Origin of the sequence: Acinetobacter sp. BIGb0196 (genome assembly GCF_011759595.1) — a bacterium.
Classification (GTDB): Bacteria; Pseudomonadota; Gammaproteobacteria; order Pseudomonadales; family Moraxellaceae; genus Acinetobacter; species Acinetobacter guillouiae.
In genome coordinates, this window is sequence record NZ_JAAOZA010000002.1 from 1548720 (window position 1) to 1568477 (window position 19758).

16 protein-coding genes are annotated in these 19758 nt (G+C 41.5%); 10 read left to right on the forward strand and 6 right to left on the reverse strand.

The window, feature by feature from the left end; genetic code table 11:
• The first annotated feature begins 2 nt into the window (after positions 1-2).
• The 10 genes from pcaB to FHR28_RS19995 all read left to right on the forward strand — a co-directional run bounded on the left by pcaB (position 3) and on the right by FHR28_RS19995 (position 11760).
• Positions 3-1358, forward strand: a complete 1356-nt coding sequence (gene pcaB / locus FHR28_RS19950) for a 3-carboxy-cis,cis-muconate cycloisomerase (protein ID WP_166783379.1) — start codon at positions 3-5, stop codon at positions 1356-1358.
• 5 nt (positions 1359-1363) lie between these two features.
• Complete coding sequence (gene pcaD, locus FHR28_RS19955; protein ID WP_166783594.1) at positions 1364-2149, forward strand: 3-oxoadipate enol-lactonase; 786 nt, start codon at positions 1364-1366, stop codon at positions 2147-2149.
• A gap of 42 nt (positions 2150-2191) precedes the next feature.
• Positions 2192-3544 (forward strand): MFS transporter, encoded by a 1353-nt coding sequence (locus tag FHR28_RS19960; protein ID WP_056516286.1) that lies wholly within the window; start codon positions 2192-2194, stop codon positions 3542-3544.
• 44 nt (positions 3545-3588) lie between these two features.
• Complete coding sequence (gene pcaC, locus FHR28_RS19965; RefSeq protein WP_004722141.1) at positions 3589-4002, forward strand: 4-carboxymuconolactone decarboxylase; 414 nt, start codon at positions 3589-3591, stop codon at positions 4000-4002.
• A 10-nt stretch (positions 4003-4012) separates the two neighbouring features.
• Positions 4013-4738, forward strand: coding sequence for a protocatechuate 3,4-dioxygenase subunit beta (gene pcaH / locus FHR28_RS19970; RefSeq protein ID WP_004722139.1), 726 nt, complete (start codon positions 4013-4015; stop codon positions 4736-4738).
• A 12-nt stretch (positions 4739-4750) separates the two neighbouring features.
• A complete protein-coding gene (pcaG, locus tag FHR28_RS19975) occupies positions 4751-5380 on the forward strand; it encodes a protocatechuate 3,4-dioxygenase subunit alpha (RefSeq protein WP_034617756.1) in 630 nt (209 codons plus the stop codon).
• Between the two features lie 276 nt (positions 5381-5656).
• Positions 5657-6496 (forward strand): type I 3-dehydroquinate dehydratase, encoded by an 840-nt coding sequence (gene aroD / locus FHR28_RS19980; RefSeq protein ID WP_166783380.1) that lies wholly within the window; start codon positions 5657-5659, stop codon positions 6494-6496.
• 20 nt (positions 6497-6516) lie between these two features.
• Complete coding sequence (locus FHR28_RS19985; protein WP_374759591.1) at positions 6517-7977, forward strand: right-handed parallel beta-helix repeat-containing protein; 1461 nt, start codon at positions 6517-6519, stop codon at positions 7975-7977.
• A 17-nt stretch (positions 7978-7994) separates the two neighbouring features.
• A complete protein-coding gene (locus FHR28_RS19990) occupies positions 7995-9320 on the forward strand; it encodes a carbohydrate porin (RefSeq protein ID WP_166783381.1) in 1326 nt (441 codons plus the stop codon).
• A gap of 16 nt (positions 9321-9336) precedes the next feature.
• A complete protein-coding gene (locus FHR28_RS19995) occupies positions 9337-11760 on the forward strand; it encodes a glucose/quinate/shikimate family membrane-bound PQQ-dependent dehydrogenase (RefSeq protein WP_166783382.1) in 2424 nt (807 codons plus the stop codon).
• Positions 11761-12645: 885 nt separating this feature from the next.
• On the opposite strand, the gene cueR is transcribed toward FHR28_RS19995, so the two are convergent.
• The 6 genes from cueR to FHR28_RS20025 all read right to left on the reverse strand — a co-directional run bounded on the left by cueR (position 12646) and on the right by FHR28_RS20025 (position 19737).
• Positions 12646-13110: a Cu(I)-responsive transcriptional regulator gene (gene cueR / locus FHR28_RS20000; RefSeq protein WP_004722127.1), complete on the reverse strand. Its 465-nt coding sequence runs from the start codon at positions 13108-13110 to the stop codon at positions 12646-12648.
• Between the two features lie 21 nt (positions 13111-13131).
• A complete protein-coding gene (locus tag FHR28_RS20005) occupies positions 13132-15615 on the reverse strand; it encodes a heavy metal translocating P-type ATPase (RefSeq protein WP_166783383.1) in 2484 nt (827 codons plus the stop codon).
• Positions 15616-16018: 403 nt separating this feature from the next.
• Positions 16019-16897 (reverse strand): copper resistance D family protein, encoded by an 879-nt coding sequence (locus tag FHR28_RS20010; protein ID WP_166783384.1) that lies wholly within the window; start codon positions 16895-16897, stop codon positions 16019-16021.
• 139 nt (positions 16898-17036) lie between these two features.
• Positions 17037-17408, reverse strand: a complete 372-nt coding sequence (locus FHR28_RS20015) for a copper resistance CopC family protein (RefSeq protein ID WP_166783385.1) — start codon at positions 17406-17408, stop codon at positions 17037-17039.
• A 264-nt stretch (positions 17409-17672) separates the two neighbouring features.
• The gene (locus FHR28_RS20020; RefSeq protein WP_166783386.1) at positions 17673-19064 is read right to left on the reverse strand and encodes a heavy metal sensor histidine kinase; all 1392 of its coding nucleotides are present in this window, start codon (positions 19062-19064) and stop codon (positions 17673-17675) included.
• The gene (locus FHR28_RS20025; RefSeq protein ID WP_004722117.1) at positions 19054-19737 is read right to left on the reverse strand and encodes a heavy metal response regulator transcription factor; all 684 of its coding nucleotides are present in this window, start codon (positions 19735-19737) and stop codon (positions 19054-19056) included. Before FHR28_RS20025 ends, FHR28_RS20020 begins: the two co-directional genes overlap by 11 nt.
• Positions 19738-19758 lie beyond the last annotated feature (21 nt).

The following is a 19758-nucleotide window of genomic DNA, read 5'->3' on the forward strand; positions in this document are numbered from 1 at the left end:
TGATGAGCCAGTTATACGCCAGCTTATTTTATCAGCCTGATGTCACAGCAATTTTTAGCGATCATGCCTTATTGGGTTATATGATCCAAGCAGAAGTGGCTTTGGCAAAAGCACAGGCACAAGTGGGTGTGATTCCACCATCCGCTGCCAGCATCATTGAACAAGTTGGACAACAGGCCCTAGCAAAAATTGATTTTGAAGCATTGGCAACCGCGACGGCACTTGCGGGAAATATTGCGATTCCTTTGGTAAAGCAATTTACTGCGATTGTAAAACAACACGATGAAGACACAGCGCGTTATGTGCATTGGGGCGCAACCAGCCAAGATATTATTGATACAGCGACGATTCTGCAATGCCGTGATGCATTAGGGTTGATCGAAAAACAATTACAACAGGCTTATCAAGTTTCATTAGAGCAAGCACAACAGTATCGTGCCCAAGTCATGATTGGTCGCACTTGGTTGCAGCAAGCTTTACCGATCACCTTAGGGCATAAGTTTGCACGTTGGGCTGCAGCATTTAAACGTGATCTTGATCGTCTAAACGAGATGAAAAGCCGCGTGCTTACTGCTCAACTCGGTGGAGCTGTAGGTTCATTGGCATCATTACAAGATCAAGGTTCAGCTGTGGTTAAAGCCTATGCAGCGGCGTTGAATTTAACCTCACCTGAGTGTACATGGCACGGTGAGCGTGACCGTATCGTTGAAATTGCCAGTGTACTTGCCCTGATCGTCGGTAATGTTGGCAAGATGGCAAAAGACTGGTCTTTGCTGATGCAAACTGAAATTGCTGAAGTCTTTGAACCCACTGCAAAAGGTCGTGGTGGCTCATCCACCATGCCACATAAACGTAATCCAGTTGCAGCCGCTTGCGTACTTGCAGCAGCCAACCGTGTTCCTGCATTAATGGCAAGTGTCTACCAAAATATGCTGCAAGAACATGAACGTGCTTTAGGCACTTGGCATGCAGAATGGTTAGTGATTCCTGAAATTTTCCAGTTATGCGCAGGTGCTTTAGAACGCACTACGGATGTGCTTGAACATATGCAAGTCGATGCACAAGCCATGCAACGTAACCTTGAGTGTACTCAGGGCTTGATCATGGCAGAAGCGGCAATGATGGCACTGGCACCCAAAATTGGACGCTTAAATGCGCATCATTTGGTTGAGCAAGCTTGTCAACAAGCCATCGCGCAACAGCAGCATTTAAAAACAGTATTGTCAGCAATGACTGAGGTGAATGTCCATCTAAGTGCACAGGCATTAGATGAGATTTTCAAACCAGCCGCTTACTTGGGCAATATTCAGGCACAAATTGATGCCGTACTACAAGCAGCACAAGGAGTGTCTAAATGATGAAAATCAGTATGAAAATTAACAATCGTCAAGGACAGCAACTTGCGGTTCAAATCCAAGGTGTAAAAGATGCACCAGTGATCATGTTTTCTAACTCACTCGGAACGGATCATGGCATGTGGCAAGCACAAGTAGATGCTTTGGCGCAACACTATCAGATCATCACTTATGATACCCGTGGGCATGGTGCGAGTGATGTGATCGCCAACAGTACACTGCAAAACTTTGCAGACGATGTGATTGATATCTTAGATACATGGCATATTGAAAAAGCACATTTTTGTGGAATTTCAATGGGTGGTATTACTGCACTCACACTGGCAATTGAATACCCTGAACGCTTTTATAGCATCACTGTTGCAAACTCAGCCGCCAAAATTGGAACAGCTGAAGCATGGACTACCCGTGCTGATAGCGTTGAGCAACACGGACTGGCTGAAATTGTCAAAACCACACATACACGTTGGTTTAGTGAGCATTTTGATTATGCACATGATGTGCTTGCTCAAAAAACCATTCAAAGTTTAGCTGTGACGCCTACACAAGGCTATGCCAATGCGTGTCGAGCATTGGCGGATGCCGATGTTCGAGATCAGCTCAATCAAATTCAAATCCCGACTTTAATTATCGCAGGTCAATATGACCCTGTAACAACGGTTCAGGATGCAGAATTTATGCATCAATCCATTCCAACCAGTCAACTTGAAATCTTGGCAGCTTCTCATTTGTCCAATATTGAACAACCACAAGTGTTCAATCAGGCATTGTCCAAGTTTATTCAGAACATATAACCGTCTAGGGTTAGAAAGGAATTCGCCTACAAGGAGGCAACTATGGCACAGGAATTTGCTGCCCCAAAAAATAGTATGGATGCTCAGGCACTCATTAATGATGCACCGATCAGCAAGTATCAATGGATGATTGCAATTATTTGTTTTCTCATTGTATTTGTTGATGGAATTGATACGGCTGCGATGGGCTTTATTGCACCTGCTTTGGCGCAAGATTGGGGGATTGATCGCTCTCAACTTGGACCTGTGATGAGTGCAGCACTGGGTGGAATGATCATTGGTGCATTGGTTTCAGGACCTACTGCGGATCGTTTTGGACGCAAGATTGTATTAACTATTTCAATGTTGATTTTTGGTGGCTTTACCTTGGCATCCGCATATGCGCCAAACTTAGACAGTTTGGTTGTACTGCGCTTTTTAACTGGTATTGGTCTAGGCGCAGCAATGCCAAACGCCACAACATTGTTTTCAGAATACTGCCCGAACCGTGTTCGTTCACTGCTCGTGACCTGTATGTTTTGTGGTTATAACTTGGGTATGGCCACAGGTGGTTTTGTCAGTAGTTGGTTGATTCCAGCCTTTGGTTGGCACAGCTTATTTTTGCTCGGTGGTATTTCACCATTGATCCTGATGGTATTGGTGATTGTGCTGTTACCTGAGTCATATCGTTTCTTGATTGTTAAAGGTCGAGATGCTGCAAAAGTTCGCAAAATCCTGAGCCATATTGCGCCTGAAAAAGTACAGCTTGCTGACAGCTTTTATATCCCAGAAGAACAGTCTGCTGTGGCACAAAAGAAAAATGTATTTGGCATGTTGTTTTCCCAAAAATTTGCCAAAGGCACAGTGTTGTTATGGTCAACCTACTTTATGGGCTTGGTGGTGATTTATCTACTGACCAGTTGGTTACCAACCTTGATGCGTGAAACCGGCGCAACCATGGAACGCGCGGCATTTATTGGCGGTCTGTTCCAGTTTGGTGGTGTGTTGAGTGCGTTATTTATTGGTTGGGCAATGGATCGTTTTAACCCAAACCGCATTATCTCAGCATTTTATTTTATCGCAGGCTTGTTTGCTGTTGCCGTAGGTCAAAGCCTCAGCAACCCAACATTATTGGCCATTTTGGTGTTATGTGCAGGGGTTGCAATCAATGGTGCGCAATCTGCAATGCCAGCGTTAAGTGCCCGTTTTTACCCAACTCAATGTCGTGCAACAGGTGTGGCATGGATGACAGGGATCGGTCGTTTTGGCGCAGTGTTTGGGGCTTGGATTGGTGCTGTTTTGCTGGGCAATGATTGGTCATTTACCGCAATTTTAAGCTTATTGATGATTCCTGCAACCGCTGCGGCTGTGGCAATTTTTGTTAAATCCTTAGTGGCGCATACCGATGCAAGCTAACTTTCTCAAGATCAGACATAAGATCATAAAGAGGGACAATTTCAATGAATGATGAACAACGTTACCAACAAGGACTACAGGTCCGCACCGAAGTCTTGGGTGAAAAACATGTCGGTCGTTCTTTAGAAAATTTGAATGACTTTAACCAAGATTTTCAAAACTTTATTAGCCGCTTTGCTTGGGGTGAGGTGTGGTCACGTGAAGGTTTACCACGGCACACCCGCAGTTTAGTCACCATTGCTATCTTGTTGGCATTGGGACGAGAAGATGAACTCAGAATGCATCTACGTGCTTGCTTTAACAATGGCGTTACCAAGGACGAACTCAAAGAACTGATTTTACACAGCTCATTGTATGCGGGACTGCCAGCCGCAAATGCTGCAATGCACATGGCTGAAGATGTTTTTAAAGAACTCGGAATAGAAGTGCAACCTGTCGCTGCACAACAACAGGATTAAGGAGATAGGCATGTTAAGTCATACATTGGGTGCATATCCGCAACGGAATACAGAAGATCACCCGCCAGCATATACACCAGGCTATAAAACCAGTGTATTACGCTCGCCCAAAAATGCATTGATCTCGATTAATGAAACATTAACTGAAGTCACTTCACCGCATTTTTCACCTGAAATTTTTGGTGCAAAAGACAATGATTTGATTTTGAACTATGCCAAAGAAGGACTCCCAGTCGGTGAGCGAATTATTGTGCATGGTTATGTGCGTGACCAGTTTGGTCGCCCTGTGAAAAACGCCTTATTGGAAGTTTGGCAAGCCAACGCATCGGGTCGTTATCGCCATCCAAATGACAAATTTATTGGCGCAATGGATCCTAACTTTGGTGGCTGTGGTCGTACCTTAACTGATGAAAATGGTTTTTATATTTTCCGTACCATTAAACCGGGTCCATATCCTTGGCGTAACCGAATCAATGAATGGCGTCCAGCACATATCCATTTTTCATTGATTGCAGATGGTTGGGCACAACGTTTGATTTCGCAGTTCTATTTTGAGGGTGATACCCTGATAGATACTTGTCCGATTTTAAAAACCATTCCATCTGAAGATCAGCGTCGTGCCTTGATCGCATTAGAAGATAAAAACAATTTCATTGAATCAGATAGTCGTTGTTACCGCTTTGATATTCATCTACGTGGTCGTCGTGCGACTTATTTTGAAAATGATTTGACTTAAGGAACTCACACAATGAATGCATGGAATTTTCAGGAAATTAAGGAAACCCCATCACAAACAGGTGGTCCTTATGTACATATCGGTTTATTGCCACAACAAGCCAATATTGAAGTATTTGAACATAGCTTCGATAACCAATTGGTGAAACAACACACTCAAGGCCAACGTATCCGCATCGAAGGTCAAGTGTTTGATGGACTGGGTTTACCATTAAGAGATGTATTGCTGGAAATCTGGCAAGCCGATGCCAATGGGGTTTATCCAAGTCAGGCCGATACCCAAGGCAAAACAGCCGATGCTCATTTTCAGGGTTGGGGGCGTACAGGCGCAAATTTTGAAACTGGTTTTTGGAGTTTTGACACCATTAAACCGGGGGCTGTAGCAGGACGTAAAGGCTCAACCCAAGCACCACATATTGCAGTCGCACTATTTGCTCGTGGAATCAACATTGGTTTGCATACCCGTATTTATTTTGACGATGAAGTTGAAGCAAACGCCAATGATCCGGTACTCAACAGTATTGAGTGGGCAGTCCGCCGCCAAACCCTGATTGCAAAACGCAGTGAAGTAGACGGTGAAATCGTGTATCGCTTTGATATTCGAATTCAAGGTGAAGACGAAACTGTATTTTTTGATATCTAGGAATCGCCTAAATCTCTTTTTAAAGGGGGCTTGTCACGAACTTATTGAAGCCTTGAGATTTGTGACATGCCTCCTTTTTTAAAAGGTGGACATGATATGAAGTTATTGAACTCTTGAGATTCGCGATACCCCTCCCTTTTAAAAAGGGTGAGGAACGATTGAAGTTCCGCAAGGGAGGGATTAGGAGGGATTTAGATAGACGAAAAGCACTTAAATGAAATCGCAATCAAGCGAAAACGCGATATACAAACGGATAATTTATTCAGGAAGATGAAAATGAAACTACAAAAACTTGCAGCATTGATGCTTGCACTTAGCCCCATATTGCCCCTTCAAATGACACAGGCGCAATCTATTTCACCAAGCCCAGTTGAACTTGCAGAACTGGCAAAACTCCCAGTAAAAACCATCGTCCCGATTACAGCAAAAACCAAAGAACAAGCCTTAGCACAGGCAAAAATCATTGCCAGCAATCCAGATGCTGATTTGGCAGAGTTCCGCATAGATCTACTCAACTTTGCCAGTGACACTAAGCAAGTGATTGCTTTAGGACATGAGCTTAAACAGATTTTAGGGGCTAAACCGATGATCGCCACCATTCGTACCCATAACGAAGGCGGGCAACTGACCATCAGCGATGCAGATTATGACAAAATCTATCAAGCTTATTTACGCCAACCCTTTATGGATATGTTGGATGTTGAAATGTTCCGAGATCAGCAAGTGGTGAAAAACACCGTTAAATTGGCACATGAGAAAAAAGTATTGATTGTGATGTCCAATCACGATTTTAAAAAGACCCCTGATGAAGCAGAAATCGTTCAACGCTTGCTTAAACAAGATCAGCTTGGCGCAGATATTCTTAAAATCGCAGTGATGCCACAAAGCAAACAAGATGTGTTTACTTTGATGAATGCGACCTTAAAAGTCAGCCAACAATCTAAAAAACCATTACTCACCATGTCGATGGGTAAACTCGGGACTATTTCTCGAATTGCCACAGCCAATATGGGCGGCAGCTTTAGTTTTGGCATGATTGGTGAAGCTTCTGCGCCCGGCCAAATTGATGTGACTCAATTGAAACAGTTATTAAAAACCGTTCAACCTACACCATAAATTAAAAGGAATTTTTAGACATGAAAATGATTTCATTACGTTTAACAACGTTGGCACTTGGCTTAGCGGTTTCTGGTTTGGCAATGGCGGAAAGCTATGTGGTGGATCGTTATCAAGATGATCATGAAAAAGGTTCATTGCGTTGGGCGATTGAGCAAGCCAATAGCAAGCCGAGTGAAGCCAGTGAGATTCTGATTCAAGCGGTTGGGCAAGCGCCTTATGCCATTAAGGTCAACAGCCCACTGCCAGAAATTAAAGCGCCCGTAAAAATCATCGGTACGCAGTGGGCAAAAACAGGTGAGTTTATCGCGATTGATGGCTCAAATTATATTAAAGGTACAGGGGTTGAAGCTTGCCCGGGTGCGGTTGAAGGGCAGTTCGGAACCAATGTTCGTACCACAACTTTACCGGGTATTGTGTTACGTGACATCAACGGGGTCAGTATTCAAGGGCTAGAGATTCGTCGTTTTTGTATTGGGATCTTGATGAACCGTGCCAGCAATAACCTGATCCAAAATAACCGTATTATGCACAACTATGGCGGTGCAGGGGTGATGTTGACAGGGGATGATGGCAAAGGGAATCCGACTGCGACCACCACCAATAACAACAAAGTGCTAAATAACTATTTCCAAGACAATGGTGATGGACTTGAGTTAACCCGTGGTGCTGCATTTAACTTGGTTGCCAATAACCACTTTATTTCAACTGCTGCAAACCCAGAGCCATCACAAGGCATTGAAATTCTATGGGGCAATGACAATGCCGTGATTGGCAACAAGTTTGAAAACTATTCAGATGGTTTACAGATCAACTGGGGCAAACGCAATTATATTGCCTATAACGAACTCACCAATAACTCCAACGGCTTTAACCTCACCGGTGATGGCAATATTTTTGACAGCAATAAAGTCCATGGCAATCGAGTCGGTGTTGCGATTCGTTCAGAAAAAGATGCTAATGCGCGTATCACATTAACCAAAAATCAAATTTGGAATAATGGCAAAGACATCAAACGCTGTGAAGCGGGTGGAAGCTGTGTGCCCAATCAACGTTTAGGTGCAATCATTTTTGATATTCCGGGATTAGAACATGCGCACTTTGTCGGTTCACGTGGTCATGGTGTAAAAATTGTTCCAGCAAACTTACAAAAGACCTGCCAGCAACCCAATGAACAAGGCTGTAATCCACAACCAAATCAAAATATTCAAGCACCTAAATTGACCCTAGCAAAAGGTCAAATTGCGGTAGAAGTAAAAGGACAACCAAATCAACGTTATCAAGTTGAATTTTTTGGAAACTCACAAGCAAGCGCAAATGAAGCCGAGTTTTACTTAGGCTCAAGCACTGTTGCAACCAATGCCCAAGGCACAGCAAGCGTGACTTGGAAACCGACAATGAAAGTTGCATCTGTTACAGCAAATATCACAGATCGTCTAGGTGCAACATCTGAACTTAGCTCAGCGGTAAAACTTAAATAAAAGTAAGGATGCTTAATATGAGTTCAAATGGATTATCGATCAAACTGAGTTGTTTGGCAGTTGCAGTGTGTATGGCTCAGAGTAGTTTTGCTGAGCAAGCTTGGTCACAAGATCGTCAATGGTTATTGGGCGATTGGAATGGGCAACGCCAACAACTGGAAAAAGACGGCTATAAATTTACTGCATCTATCATGAGCCAAGCTGCAACCAATTTAGACGGTGGCTATCACGACAACAACAGCTTTGAAAATGCAGCGCAATTGGCGTTGGGTGCAAACTTTGATTTAAATAAAATCGCGGGCTGGAAAGATACCACAGCCAATATCTTAATCACCAAGCGTGATGGTAATGCTTTAACTTTAGAAAGCATTAAAGACCCACGTTCCAGTGCTTTGGGCAATTCACAAGAAATTTATGGGCGAGGCAAAATCTGGCGCCTGACCCAAGCATGGGTCAAAAAAGGCTTTGCTGACAATACCGTTCAATTCAAGATTGGTCGTATGGGCATGTCGGATGACTTTAATGGTTCACAATGTGAATTCCAAAACTTATTACTTTGTGGCGGACAACTCGGTAAATCCATTGGTTCAATTTGGTACAACTTACCCGTAGGTTTATGGGGAACCAATGTGAAATACCAATTTGCACCTGAGTGGACATTGGGTGTCGGTGTTTATGAAGTCAATCCTGACAACATTAAAACCGGCAAAAACGATGGTTTTAACTTGGATATGCGAAATGTTAAAGGCGCCACTATTCCAGTAGAACTGGCATGGCGTCCAAAACTAGCAGCATTTGATGGTTTAGCAGGCGAGTATAAAGTCGGTGCGTTGTACTCGACAGCAGAAGCCAATGATATTGCGATTGCAGGCAAGGTGCATGATAGCAAACATAGTTTTTGGCTCAATGCACAACAACAACTGAGCCAAAAAGGCCAAGATCCTAAACGTGGTTTGTTCGTAAGCTTTAATGCTGTGGTCAATGATAAAGCCACCACGGCAGTACAAAGTACCCAACAACTTGCTTTCTGGTACAAAGGGCCTTTTGACAGTCGCCCAAATGATTCAATCGGATTTGGTATTGCAAATTATATGGTCAATGATCGTTATAAAGATCGCCAAATTGCAACCAACAACAGCCGTGGCTATGACCAATACGATAGGTTCGCAACAGATTATGTGCCAGTGCAACGTGATGAGCTCAATGTTGAACTGAACTATACCTACCAATGGTCACCTGCGGTCATGCTACGACCCAACCTACAATATATCCATCAGCCTGCGGGTGTAAAAGAAGTGGATGATGCTTGGGTTGCTGGGTTGAGCATGCGTGTGAATTTCTAATCTAGGAGTATGACCTATGACTGAGTCTACAAGGACACATACCGTATTAAAAATATGGTGTTTTATATTAGCTTTGGCTTTACTTGTGACAGGGCTATTCTTTACCGTTGGTGGTGCTAAGCTGGTAACACTTGGAGGATCATGGTATTTCGTGATTTCTGGTGTATTCACACTGGCATCAGCGATATTTATATTTAAGAAAAAAACGCTCGGTGTCTGGTTATTTAGTTTGGTTTTTGTGGGCACAATTATTTGGTCATTGCTAGATGCAGGTTGGGAATTTTGGCCTTTATTTTCAAGACTGATGTTTCCAGCAGGTTTATTTGCTGCATTGATGTTTACTTTGCCCGCGATTCGCCGTTACCAGTTTCAACCGAGTGCGAGTTTGCCAGCTTATGGCTTAGGTGCACTCACAGTTTTAGGCATGTTGATTGGGCTTTATCAAATGTTTCAACCACATCCAACGGTTGCAGCAACAGGTCAGGCATTGCCATTGGTTCCTGTTCAAGCGGACATGAAACAAAGCAATTGGCAGAATTATGGTCAGGATGCAGGCGGCAGTCGCTTTGCTGCACTTGATCAAATTACTCGTGATAACGTCCATCAACTCAAAGAAGCATGGCGTTTTCGTACAGGTGATTTCACCACGGGTTCAGGCAATGGTGCAGAAGATCAAATGACCCCTTTACAGGTGGGCAACAAGATTTTCTTATGTACACCACATAACAATATTTTTGCTTTAGAGGCTGACTCAGGTAAACAGCTTTGGAAAGCCGAAGTAAACTCTAAATCGGATGCATGGGAACGTTGTCGTGGTGTGGCTTACTTCGATTCAACCCAAGCACTAACCCAACCGACTTTGGCTGGTGCAACCCCTGTTCAAGCTGTCGCTAATAATACCGCTTGTCTACGCCGTGTTTATACCAACACACCAGATGGTCGTTTAATTGCGGTCAATGCTGATACCGGTGAACGTTGTAAAGATTTTGGTATTGATGGAACGGTTGATTTACTCAAAGGTTTGGGTGAAGGAACCACCGCGCCACGTTTTGAAGTGACCTCTGCACCAACTATTGCGGGCACAGTGATTGTAGTTGGTAGTCGTATTGCAGATAACCTTGCCGCAGATATGCCGGGTGGGGTGATTCGTGCTTATGATGTGATCACAGGTCAATTGCGCTGGGCATTTGATCCACGTAATCCTGATCCAAACTATGTGTTAAAAGAAGGTGAAACCTATAAACGCAGTTCTGCAAACTCTTGGGCAGCAATGTCGTATGACCCAAAAATGAACACAGTATTTTTACCAATGGGTAGCTCATCTGTGGATGTTTGGGGAGGCAACCGTCAACCTTTGGATCATAAATACAATTCATCCGTATTGGCTTTAGATGCAAGCACAGGTAAAGAAAAATGGGTCTATCAAACTGTTCATAATGACCTATGGGATTTTGATTTACCGATGCAACCAAGCTTGGTTGATTTCCCAATGCAAGAGGGTAAGAATCAACCTGCTGTGGTGATTGGAACCAAATCTGGACAATTCTTTGTATTGGATCGCTTAACAGGTAAACCATTAACCAAGGTAATTGAACAGCCCGTGAAAGCTGCGGATATTCCGGGTGAACAATATAGCCCAACTCAACCACGTTCTGTTGAAATGCCACAAATTGGTAATCAAACTTTGACTGAATCGGATATGTGGGGTGCAACACCATTTGACCAGCTTATGTGTCGTATCGGCTTTAAATCTATGCGTTATGAAGGCTTATATACTGCACCGGGTAAAGATAAATCTTTAAGTTTCCCAGGCTCTTTGGGTGGCATGAACTGGGGCAGTATTGCCTTTGATCCAAGCCAGCAATATATGTTTGTCAACGACATGCGTTTAGGTTTATGGATTCAGTTGATCGAACAAACACCTGAAGATTTGGCAATTCAGGCAAATGGTGGTGAAAAGGTCAATACAGGTATGGGCGCTGTACCGATGAAAGGTACACCGTATAAAGTCAATAAAGATCGCTTCTGGTCGAAGTTGAATATTCCATGTCAAAAACCGCCTTATGGCACCATGACTGCCATTGATATGAAAACTCGTCAGATCGCTTGGCAAGTGCCGATGGGAACAGTCGAAGACACTGGACCTATGGGCATAAAAATGGGATTAAAAGCACCGATTGGTATGCCTACCATTGGTGGACCAATGGCAACACAAGGTGGCTTAGTCTTCTTTGCAGCAACGCAAGATTACTACTTACGTGCCTTGGATTCATCTTCAGGTAAAGAGTTATGGAAATCACGCTTACCTGTCGGTAGCCAAGGAACGCCAATCAGCTATGTTTCACCTAAAACAGGTAAGCAATATGTGATGGTGACTGCGGGCGGTGCTCGACAATCTCCTGATCATGGTGACTATGTGATTGCCTATAGTCTGAAATAAGCTAGAACTGTTTAAAAAATGGAACTGCAATCGTTAATCGATTGCAGTTTTTTTATGGGTTTAAAATTTAAATAGAGGAGTATAAATTAAGTCGCTTTGCTTTTTACATCATTGAATCACACAGGGCGTAGCTACCGCATGGCGACATGGATGTAGTAACGCAAGAATGAGGCATTGCCTAATAATGAACAGAAGATAAATTAAGTTGCTTTTAACACCATTGAATCCTACACGGTGTTTCTACCGCATGGCGACAAGGATGTCGCCGTTTGGCGGGGGTATAAGGATGTACCCCTCGCCAGACGAAAGATTTTTGTTACTTTTCATCTGTGAAAAGTAAGGCATTGCCTACGCAAATTAAATATAAACTTTTCACCGTAAGATGGGGCAGTGCTAACCCAAAATTCAATATAAAAGCCCCTCATCCTAGCCTTCTCCCAGCGGGAGAAGGAACTTCCAATATCAATATAATTTACGCTTTAAGATCATTTTTTGATTTATGAAAGAGATCTTTAAAAATTACAATTTTGTCATGTTTTTGCGATTTCATTTTTTTAAATTTTTGAATTTTAAATAAATAAACCACAGGGAAAGCATTGTTGTGAAAAAAAATCAAGCAACATATATTGTGGCATTGGCATATTTTTGTCAGGATATTTTTTATTTTAAATTATCGGCAAATTCAGACTAAGCACAACGTTTAAAATAAACATCAATGAGGTTCACATATATTGAGATGTGTTCATTCTGTAATATGAGGCAGTGCAAGCCCCTTTGCACTGAAAAAGAAGAGAACTGCATGAAAGTCAATTCATTTAAGTAATGAAAAGCTCCCTCCTTTTTCAAAGGTGAGAAGTATTACTTCGCAAGGGGGAGGATTAAATCTTATTTAGCTTTTTGCTGTGCAAGTGGTGAAACAGAGAGAGAATCATTTTGATGGTAGCTTTCTTGAAGTTCAATATCTTGCTTCTGCAATCCCTCAAGAATCGGACAATTCGGTCGATGATCACCAGCACAACAATTGATTAAATTTTGCAAGGTATTGGTCATCTTCTGTAGTTCAGTAATACGGATTTCCAATTTTTCGATATGCGAGAGTGCGAGTTGCTTTACATCTGCACTGTGTCGATTTTTATTGTTCCACAAATCTAAAAGATCAGCGATCTCTGCAACTGAAAATCCAAGTGATCTTGAACTTCGAATAAACTTGAGCCGTTCAGCATCTTGGTCAGAATAGGAGCGATAGCCTGCATTACTTCGACCCACGGCTGGAATCAGACCAATCTGTTCATAATAACGAATCATTTTGGCAGATATTCCAACAGTTTGAGACAGTTTTCCAATATTCATGGTGATTCTCTCTACAAGCTTCTACTCGAAAGTAGAAGCGGGTTGAAAACGACGTAAACGTAAGGCATTGGCCAACACGAATACACTGGATAAAGCCATTGCACCTGCTGCAAATATTGGCGAAAGCAGGATGCCATAAGCAGGATAGAGTAGCCCAGCCGCAACTGGAATCAGCATGGTATTGTAAGCAAATGCCCAGAATAAATTCTGATGAATATTACCGATAGTGGCTTTTGATAGTGCAATGGCATTGGCAACACCTTGCAAGTTACCTGACATTAATACAACATCTGCCGACTCTATCGCAACATCCGTACCTGTACCAATCGCAAGACCGACATCGGCTTCAGCCAAAGCGGGCGCATCATTGATCCCATCACCAACAAATGCAATATTGCCATATTTTGCTTTTAGGCTTTGTACCGCTTTGACTTTTCCTTCAGGTAGAACTTCCGCAATCACTTCGTCAATACCGAGCTGGCGAGCAATGGCTTGTGCTGTACGGGCGTTATCACCTGTCACCATCGCAACTTTAAGACCAAGTTGATGTAAGGCTTTAATGGCACTTGGCGTGGTTGATTTAATTGGATCTGCAACTGCAATTATCCCTGCCAACTTGCCATTAATTGCTACATAAAGCGGTGATTTACCTTCGTCACCTAAACGTTGCGCTGCACTTGCAAAAGGTGAAATATCAATATTAAGTTGCAGCATATAACGATCTGCACCAATATGAATGTCTCCATTTTCATCTATAGCTGCATAGACCCCCATACCGGTCACAGAATCAAATTGATTCACTTTGGGTAAGGTCAGATTTTCTTTGATTGCAGCATCTACGATGGCTTTAGCAATCGGATGCTCAGAACGAGATTCAACGGCTGCCACCATACTTAAGACATGATCACGTTGAAAAAATTCAGTGACTTCAAAATCTGTTAGTACAGGATGGCCTTCGGTTAATGTACCTGTTTTATCTACAGCAACAACTTTGGCATCTTTCAGTAGTTGTAATGCTTCGCCTTTACGGAACAGTACACCGAGTTCAGCACCACGACCTGTTCCGACCATAATTGAGGTTGGCGTTGCTAAACCCATTGCACAAGGGCAGGCAATAATCAGCACAGCAACAGCATTGACTAATGCGAATGTTAAAGCAGGGGAAGGGCCGAAAATCAACCAAATCAAGAAAGTCAGTACAGCAGCAGCCATTACAGCTGGTACAAACCATAAGGTGATTTTATCAACTACAGCTTGAATGGGCATTTTCGAGCCTTGTGCCTGCTCAACCAAACGAATGATTTGTGCAAGCATAGTTTCGCCGCCTACAGCGACAGCTTTAAAACTTAATGTGCCATTTTGATTGATAGTGCCACCGACCACTTCACTGTCTATTTTTTTCTCGACAGGGATCGGTTCACCGGTAATCATTGACTCATCTACAAAGCTTTTGCCTTCAATGACTTTTCCATCAACAGGAACACGTTCACCTGGTTTGACAATGATAAAGTCACCTACGACAACTTGATCGATTGGAATATCTACGATTTGATTGTTACGAGAAACATGTGCCACTTTGGCTTGTAGACTGACTAAGCGCTGAATTGCCTCTGAGGTTCTTCCTTTGGCTTTTGCCTCAAGAAAACGACCGAGTAAAATTAAGGCAACGATAACCGCAGCTGCCTCATAGTAAACATTGACTGTTCCAGCAGGTAGGATGCTGGGTATAAATGTCGCGACGATGGAAAATAGATAAGCTGCCAAGGTACCTACAGCAACTAGCGAGTTCATATCTGGCGCTAAACGCAATAAAGCGGGTAAGCCGTGGATATAGAATCTTCGACCCGGAATCACCAAAACTAGTGTGGTCAGAATAAACTGTAAATACCAGCTATTTTGTATCCCGATGGTCTGAGCAATCAGGTGGTGCATGCCTGGAATAAGGTGCGAACCCATTTCTAGAATAAAAACAGGTAACGCAAAAATAGTGGCAAGTATAAGGTCTCGTTTTAGTTCAGCGCGTTCTTGATCTTTTTTCTCTAAGTGTTCTGTTAGATCTGGGAGAGCGGTTTGAATTTCTTTGGCATCATAACCCGCCTTATCAATCGCTGCGATTAAAGCCGCAACATTGGCAGTGCCCGTGATTGTTGCGCGTTCAGTTGCGAGATTTACATTTGCCTCTTTAACACCGGGAACGGCTTTTAGCGCTTTTTCAACACGACTGACACATGAGGCACAGGTCATTCCATCTATTGATAATTCAGTGGCTGCATCAGCAACTTCATATCCCGCATGTTCAACAGCTTTGATCAATGCCTCTCGGTCAATGGGAGTGTTAGATGTAATTTCTGCACGTTCAGTGGCTAAATTCACAGATGCTTGAGTTACACCATCGACTTTTTTAAGCGCTGTTTCTATTCGACCAACACAACTTGCACAGGTCATACCTTTGATTTGTAAACTGCTTTTCAAATCAGAAACACGATCATGTGATCTATTTTCCATAAGTCATACCTATAAGTCTTATTCCATGATCTAAATCCTAAACTTTGACATAATGGTAAGGTCAAGTAAAACAATTCAAGTTTTTATAACACCTTGTTGTCAATATAAATTTAGTTTATGAACAGCCCCTAAAAATATATTTTCTTGAACGATGTTTTGCTGATACTCTTTGTTTTAATCATAGTTCATTATTGCTTATATAAGGCTTCTTTTATCAATCATTTTAAAGCATCAATCAACATAAAAGCGCCCTCATCCTAGCCTTCTCCCAGAGGGAGAAGGGACTTTCAATACCCAGATAATTTATTCAACATGATCATTTTTTATCTGGGAAAGAACAATACATTGTTTTGTTTATAGCGCAAGATAATGCTCTCAATTCAATGATTCATATCCGTATTTTTTAATCAATCCCAACCACTGTGGTGATGTAGCTGGTGGTGAGTAGAATCAATAAACCCAGATACATTTCAAATAAAATGGCGCAACTTAAATATTGTGCAAATAAAGGTTCTTCAAGGCGTGGAGTAAGGAACCATTTATTGAAAGCAGCAAGTAATAAAATACTCCCCACAAATGCCAGTTTAAGAACAAAACCATGACCATAGGAGGTATAGATTAAAGTATTCAAATCTTTAAATAAAAATAATGCAATTGTGATACCACAGAGAATTAATATTCCGACAACATAAGCTGCAATTCGCCCAAATGCCTCCATGAGTTTTCTTAACGATCGGCCACTGATTTTATGGCTCATTTTCCATAACGGATAGAGTGAGCCCATCCATAACGACATGAAAAACACATGAATGCTGAGTAGAATTTGAGCAAAAAATGGTAAGTTGGTGACATGCCCGATTTGGGAATAGCTATAAAGAATAGGGATAAGCAATACCGCAAATAGTATTTTTTCAAAAGTGGCAATATGGGTGGTTTTTTTTCCCAATTTGATCGTTAAAAGCAGAAAAATTAAGGCAAAACTGATGATTCTGACAATGTGTATTTGCCCAGTGTTTGTATTTAAAAGGATATTGAGATAGGTTTGATCAAAAATGCCAGAAAGCCCCGTATTGGCAAAGCTGCCTACCAAAATAAAAAAGCCTAAAGTGCTTCCAACCAGACCTAATGTCGCACCTAAATGCATATACTTGAGTAGTGTTACTTTTATGCTGGTATAACGCCAAAGTAAAAAATAACAAAAAGCACCACCAATCATAAAAGCAGTACTGAGATATAAGGTAATTTTTGTTAGCCAAGTTGACCAGATCCAGAGTTCGAACATTATTTTTTCCTTTATTCGAGTCTGTTGACAATTTGTCTCAGTTTGCGACAACCAGACCATTGATAAAATGCCAACACACCCGAACAACAGTTCAGTCGCTTGCTGAAATGTTGTTCGTCAATCTTCAATTTCTTTGGTTTTATTTAATTGTGAAGCTATATTCATTGTTCATGTTATGCCCATCTTTGCCCATTGTTGTCCAAACAACAAAATATTTGCCTTTTTTAAGTTCGGGAACTGGGACATTAAATATTTTTTTTAGATCATGATTCACTTTATAGTTAAGTGGAATATTAGTTCTTTGCGCATCTAATAACTTGATATTCATTAACATGACTTCTCCACTAAAATTAAGCACTAAACTTTTAGGTGCAGTCGTAATGGATGCATTCATTGCAGGTGTACTGCTGGTTAAATCAACATGGGCCATAGTATTGGTCGCGGTGATGAGTATCACTGCACCAAACAAGGCATTACGCAGTTTGGTCATGTTATTTTGTGAGAATTTCATTGAATGTTCCTTTTACTGTTGTGTTTAGACCTTGATTATTAAAGAGGGCGATATACATCAGAATGACTTTAAAATTACACTTTTTTTATTTAGAAAAACTAAATAATAAGAAATATTAAAAGATTTTTAAGGCAAATTAAACACGCATTAGTCGGAAAAGTTTATTTTTTATTAATAATTGAGCTGTAGTTCAAATTTTTACAGCTGTATTTTCAACAGCTGCTTGAAGATGTGATTTTATTTAAGATACTTTTGCTCTGTATATCATGTTGGAAGATATTCATTTTTAAAAATCACCGTGAAGATCACTAAACCATCTCGTGATTCTGCTTGGATGGTTGCACCATGTAAGGCCAATATAGACTTGGTGATCGCAAGTCCTAAACCTGTACCATCTTCAACACGTTGGCGAGAGGCATCTGTTCGATAGAATCGGTCAAACAGTCGAGATAATTGTTCAGGGGATAAGGTAGGGCCTTCATTTTCAACTGAAAAACTGGTGTGCTCTGCTGTTTGTTGACATTTAATTTGAATGACAGAGTTCGACTTGCCATATTTAATTGCATTGGAGATTAAATTACTCAGCGCACGGCGTAGCATCGCAATATTTGCATTGACTTTTCCAGTACCGACCAGATGAAACGTCATATGTTTTTCTGCTGCTAAAGCATCATAAAACTCAAACAAAGTGTTGAATTCTTCGTATAAATGAATGGTTTGTAGGTTTTTAAGGTTAAGACCATTTTCTGCTTTGGCCAAAAACAACATATCTGAAACGATTCTTGCCAGATGTTCAAACTCTTCTAAGTTCGAAAATAAGACTTCTTTATAGGCATCTATATCTCGACTGCGGGATAAACACACTTGCGTTTGCGTCATTAAATTGTTGATCGGTGTGCGAATTTCATGTGCAAGATCGGATGAAAAGTCTGAAAGTTTTTCTAAAGCTGACTCTAAACGATCAAGCATTTCATTAAAGGCGATCGTCAATGATTTTAATTCTGTTGGAGTGTGCTCAACTTCTAAACGCTCAGACAAATTTTGCGCTGAAATACCTTCTACAACTTCGGCTATTTTTTTTATCGGACGCAATCCTCGCCAAACAGCAAACCATCCTAAAAACATTAAACATAGTGCTCCAATTAAACAAATATAAAATAGCTGATGTTTAAATTCATTTAAAAAGAGCATGTGTTCTGAAGTATCAATCGCAACAACAATTTGGGTAGATTGTGCATCTTCATCTTCTTCAAAAATATTTTGATAGACCAGTCCACGATAACTTTTATCTTGTAATTTCCATTTAATCCATTGATTCAGATCTGGATTCGCAATGACTTGTGGCGCGATGGCTATTTGTGCGGAATTAAATACAATTTGATTCAGCGGACGTTCAACTTGCACAATCAAATTATCATGTCCAATCAGTGAATCTTTTAATGCCACATTAAGCTCAGGCGTATTGGTTGGATTTTGTTTTAAGAGATTTTGTATCAGCTGAATTTTTCCCTCAAGTAATACCCGATCTTCATCTTCAAAGTGCTGCGAAACCCCTAGCTGTATCACAAAGCCCATGAGGATTAAAATTGTTACTGTGGAGAGGGAAAAAAGAATCGCGATTCGAAAACTGATCGCATTGAACAGCTTACGCCTCATCTTCTACCTCTAGCACATACCCCATTCCTCGAATATTCTGAATCAGTTTAGGCGTAAAGTTACTGTCAATTTTATTTCTTAAGCGTTTAATCGCAACTTCGACAACATTGGTGTCACTGTCAAAGTTCATATCCCAGACTTGAGAGGCAATCAGTGCTCTAGGCAAAATTTCTCCACGTCTCCGCATAAATAGTTCCATCAATGCAAACTCTTTCGCAGTCAGGTCGATACGTTGTCCTTCACGCGTTACACGTCGTTTTCTGATATCAAGTTCAAGATTGGCAATACTAATTAAGTTACTGTCTTCTCTTTGCTGTCCTCGACGCAGTAAACTTTTTATTCTTGCGAGAAGTTCAGCAAAAGCGAAAGGCTTTACCAGATAATCATCTGCACCCAACTCTAACCCTTTTACGCGGTCTTCAATTTGATCTCGCGCTGTTAAGAATAAAATAGGCATAGTTTTTCCGTTCTTACGAACGGCTTCTATGATATGCCAGCCATCTACCCCTGGTAACATGACGTCTAATATGATCACATCATAATCTTCAGAAAGTGCGTATTGTTTACCTGTGAGTCCATCTGTAACCCAGTCAGTAATATAACCTGCTTCAGATAAACCTTGTTTAAGGTAGTCACCCGTTTTTTGCTCATCTTCGACTAATAATATTCTCATGTTCGATTCCTAGAATACTCT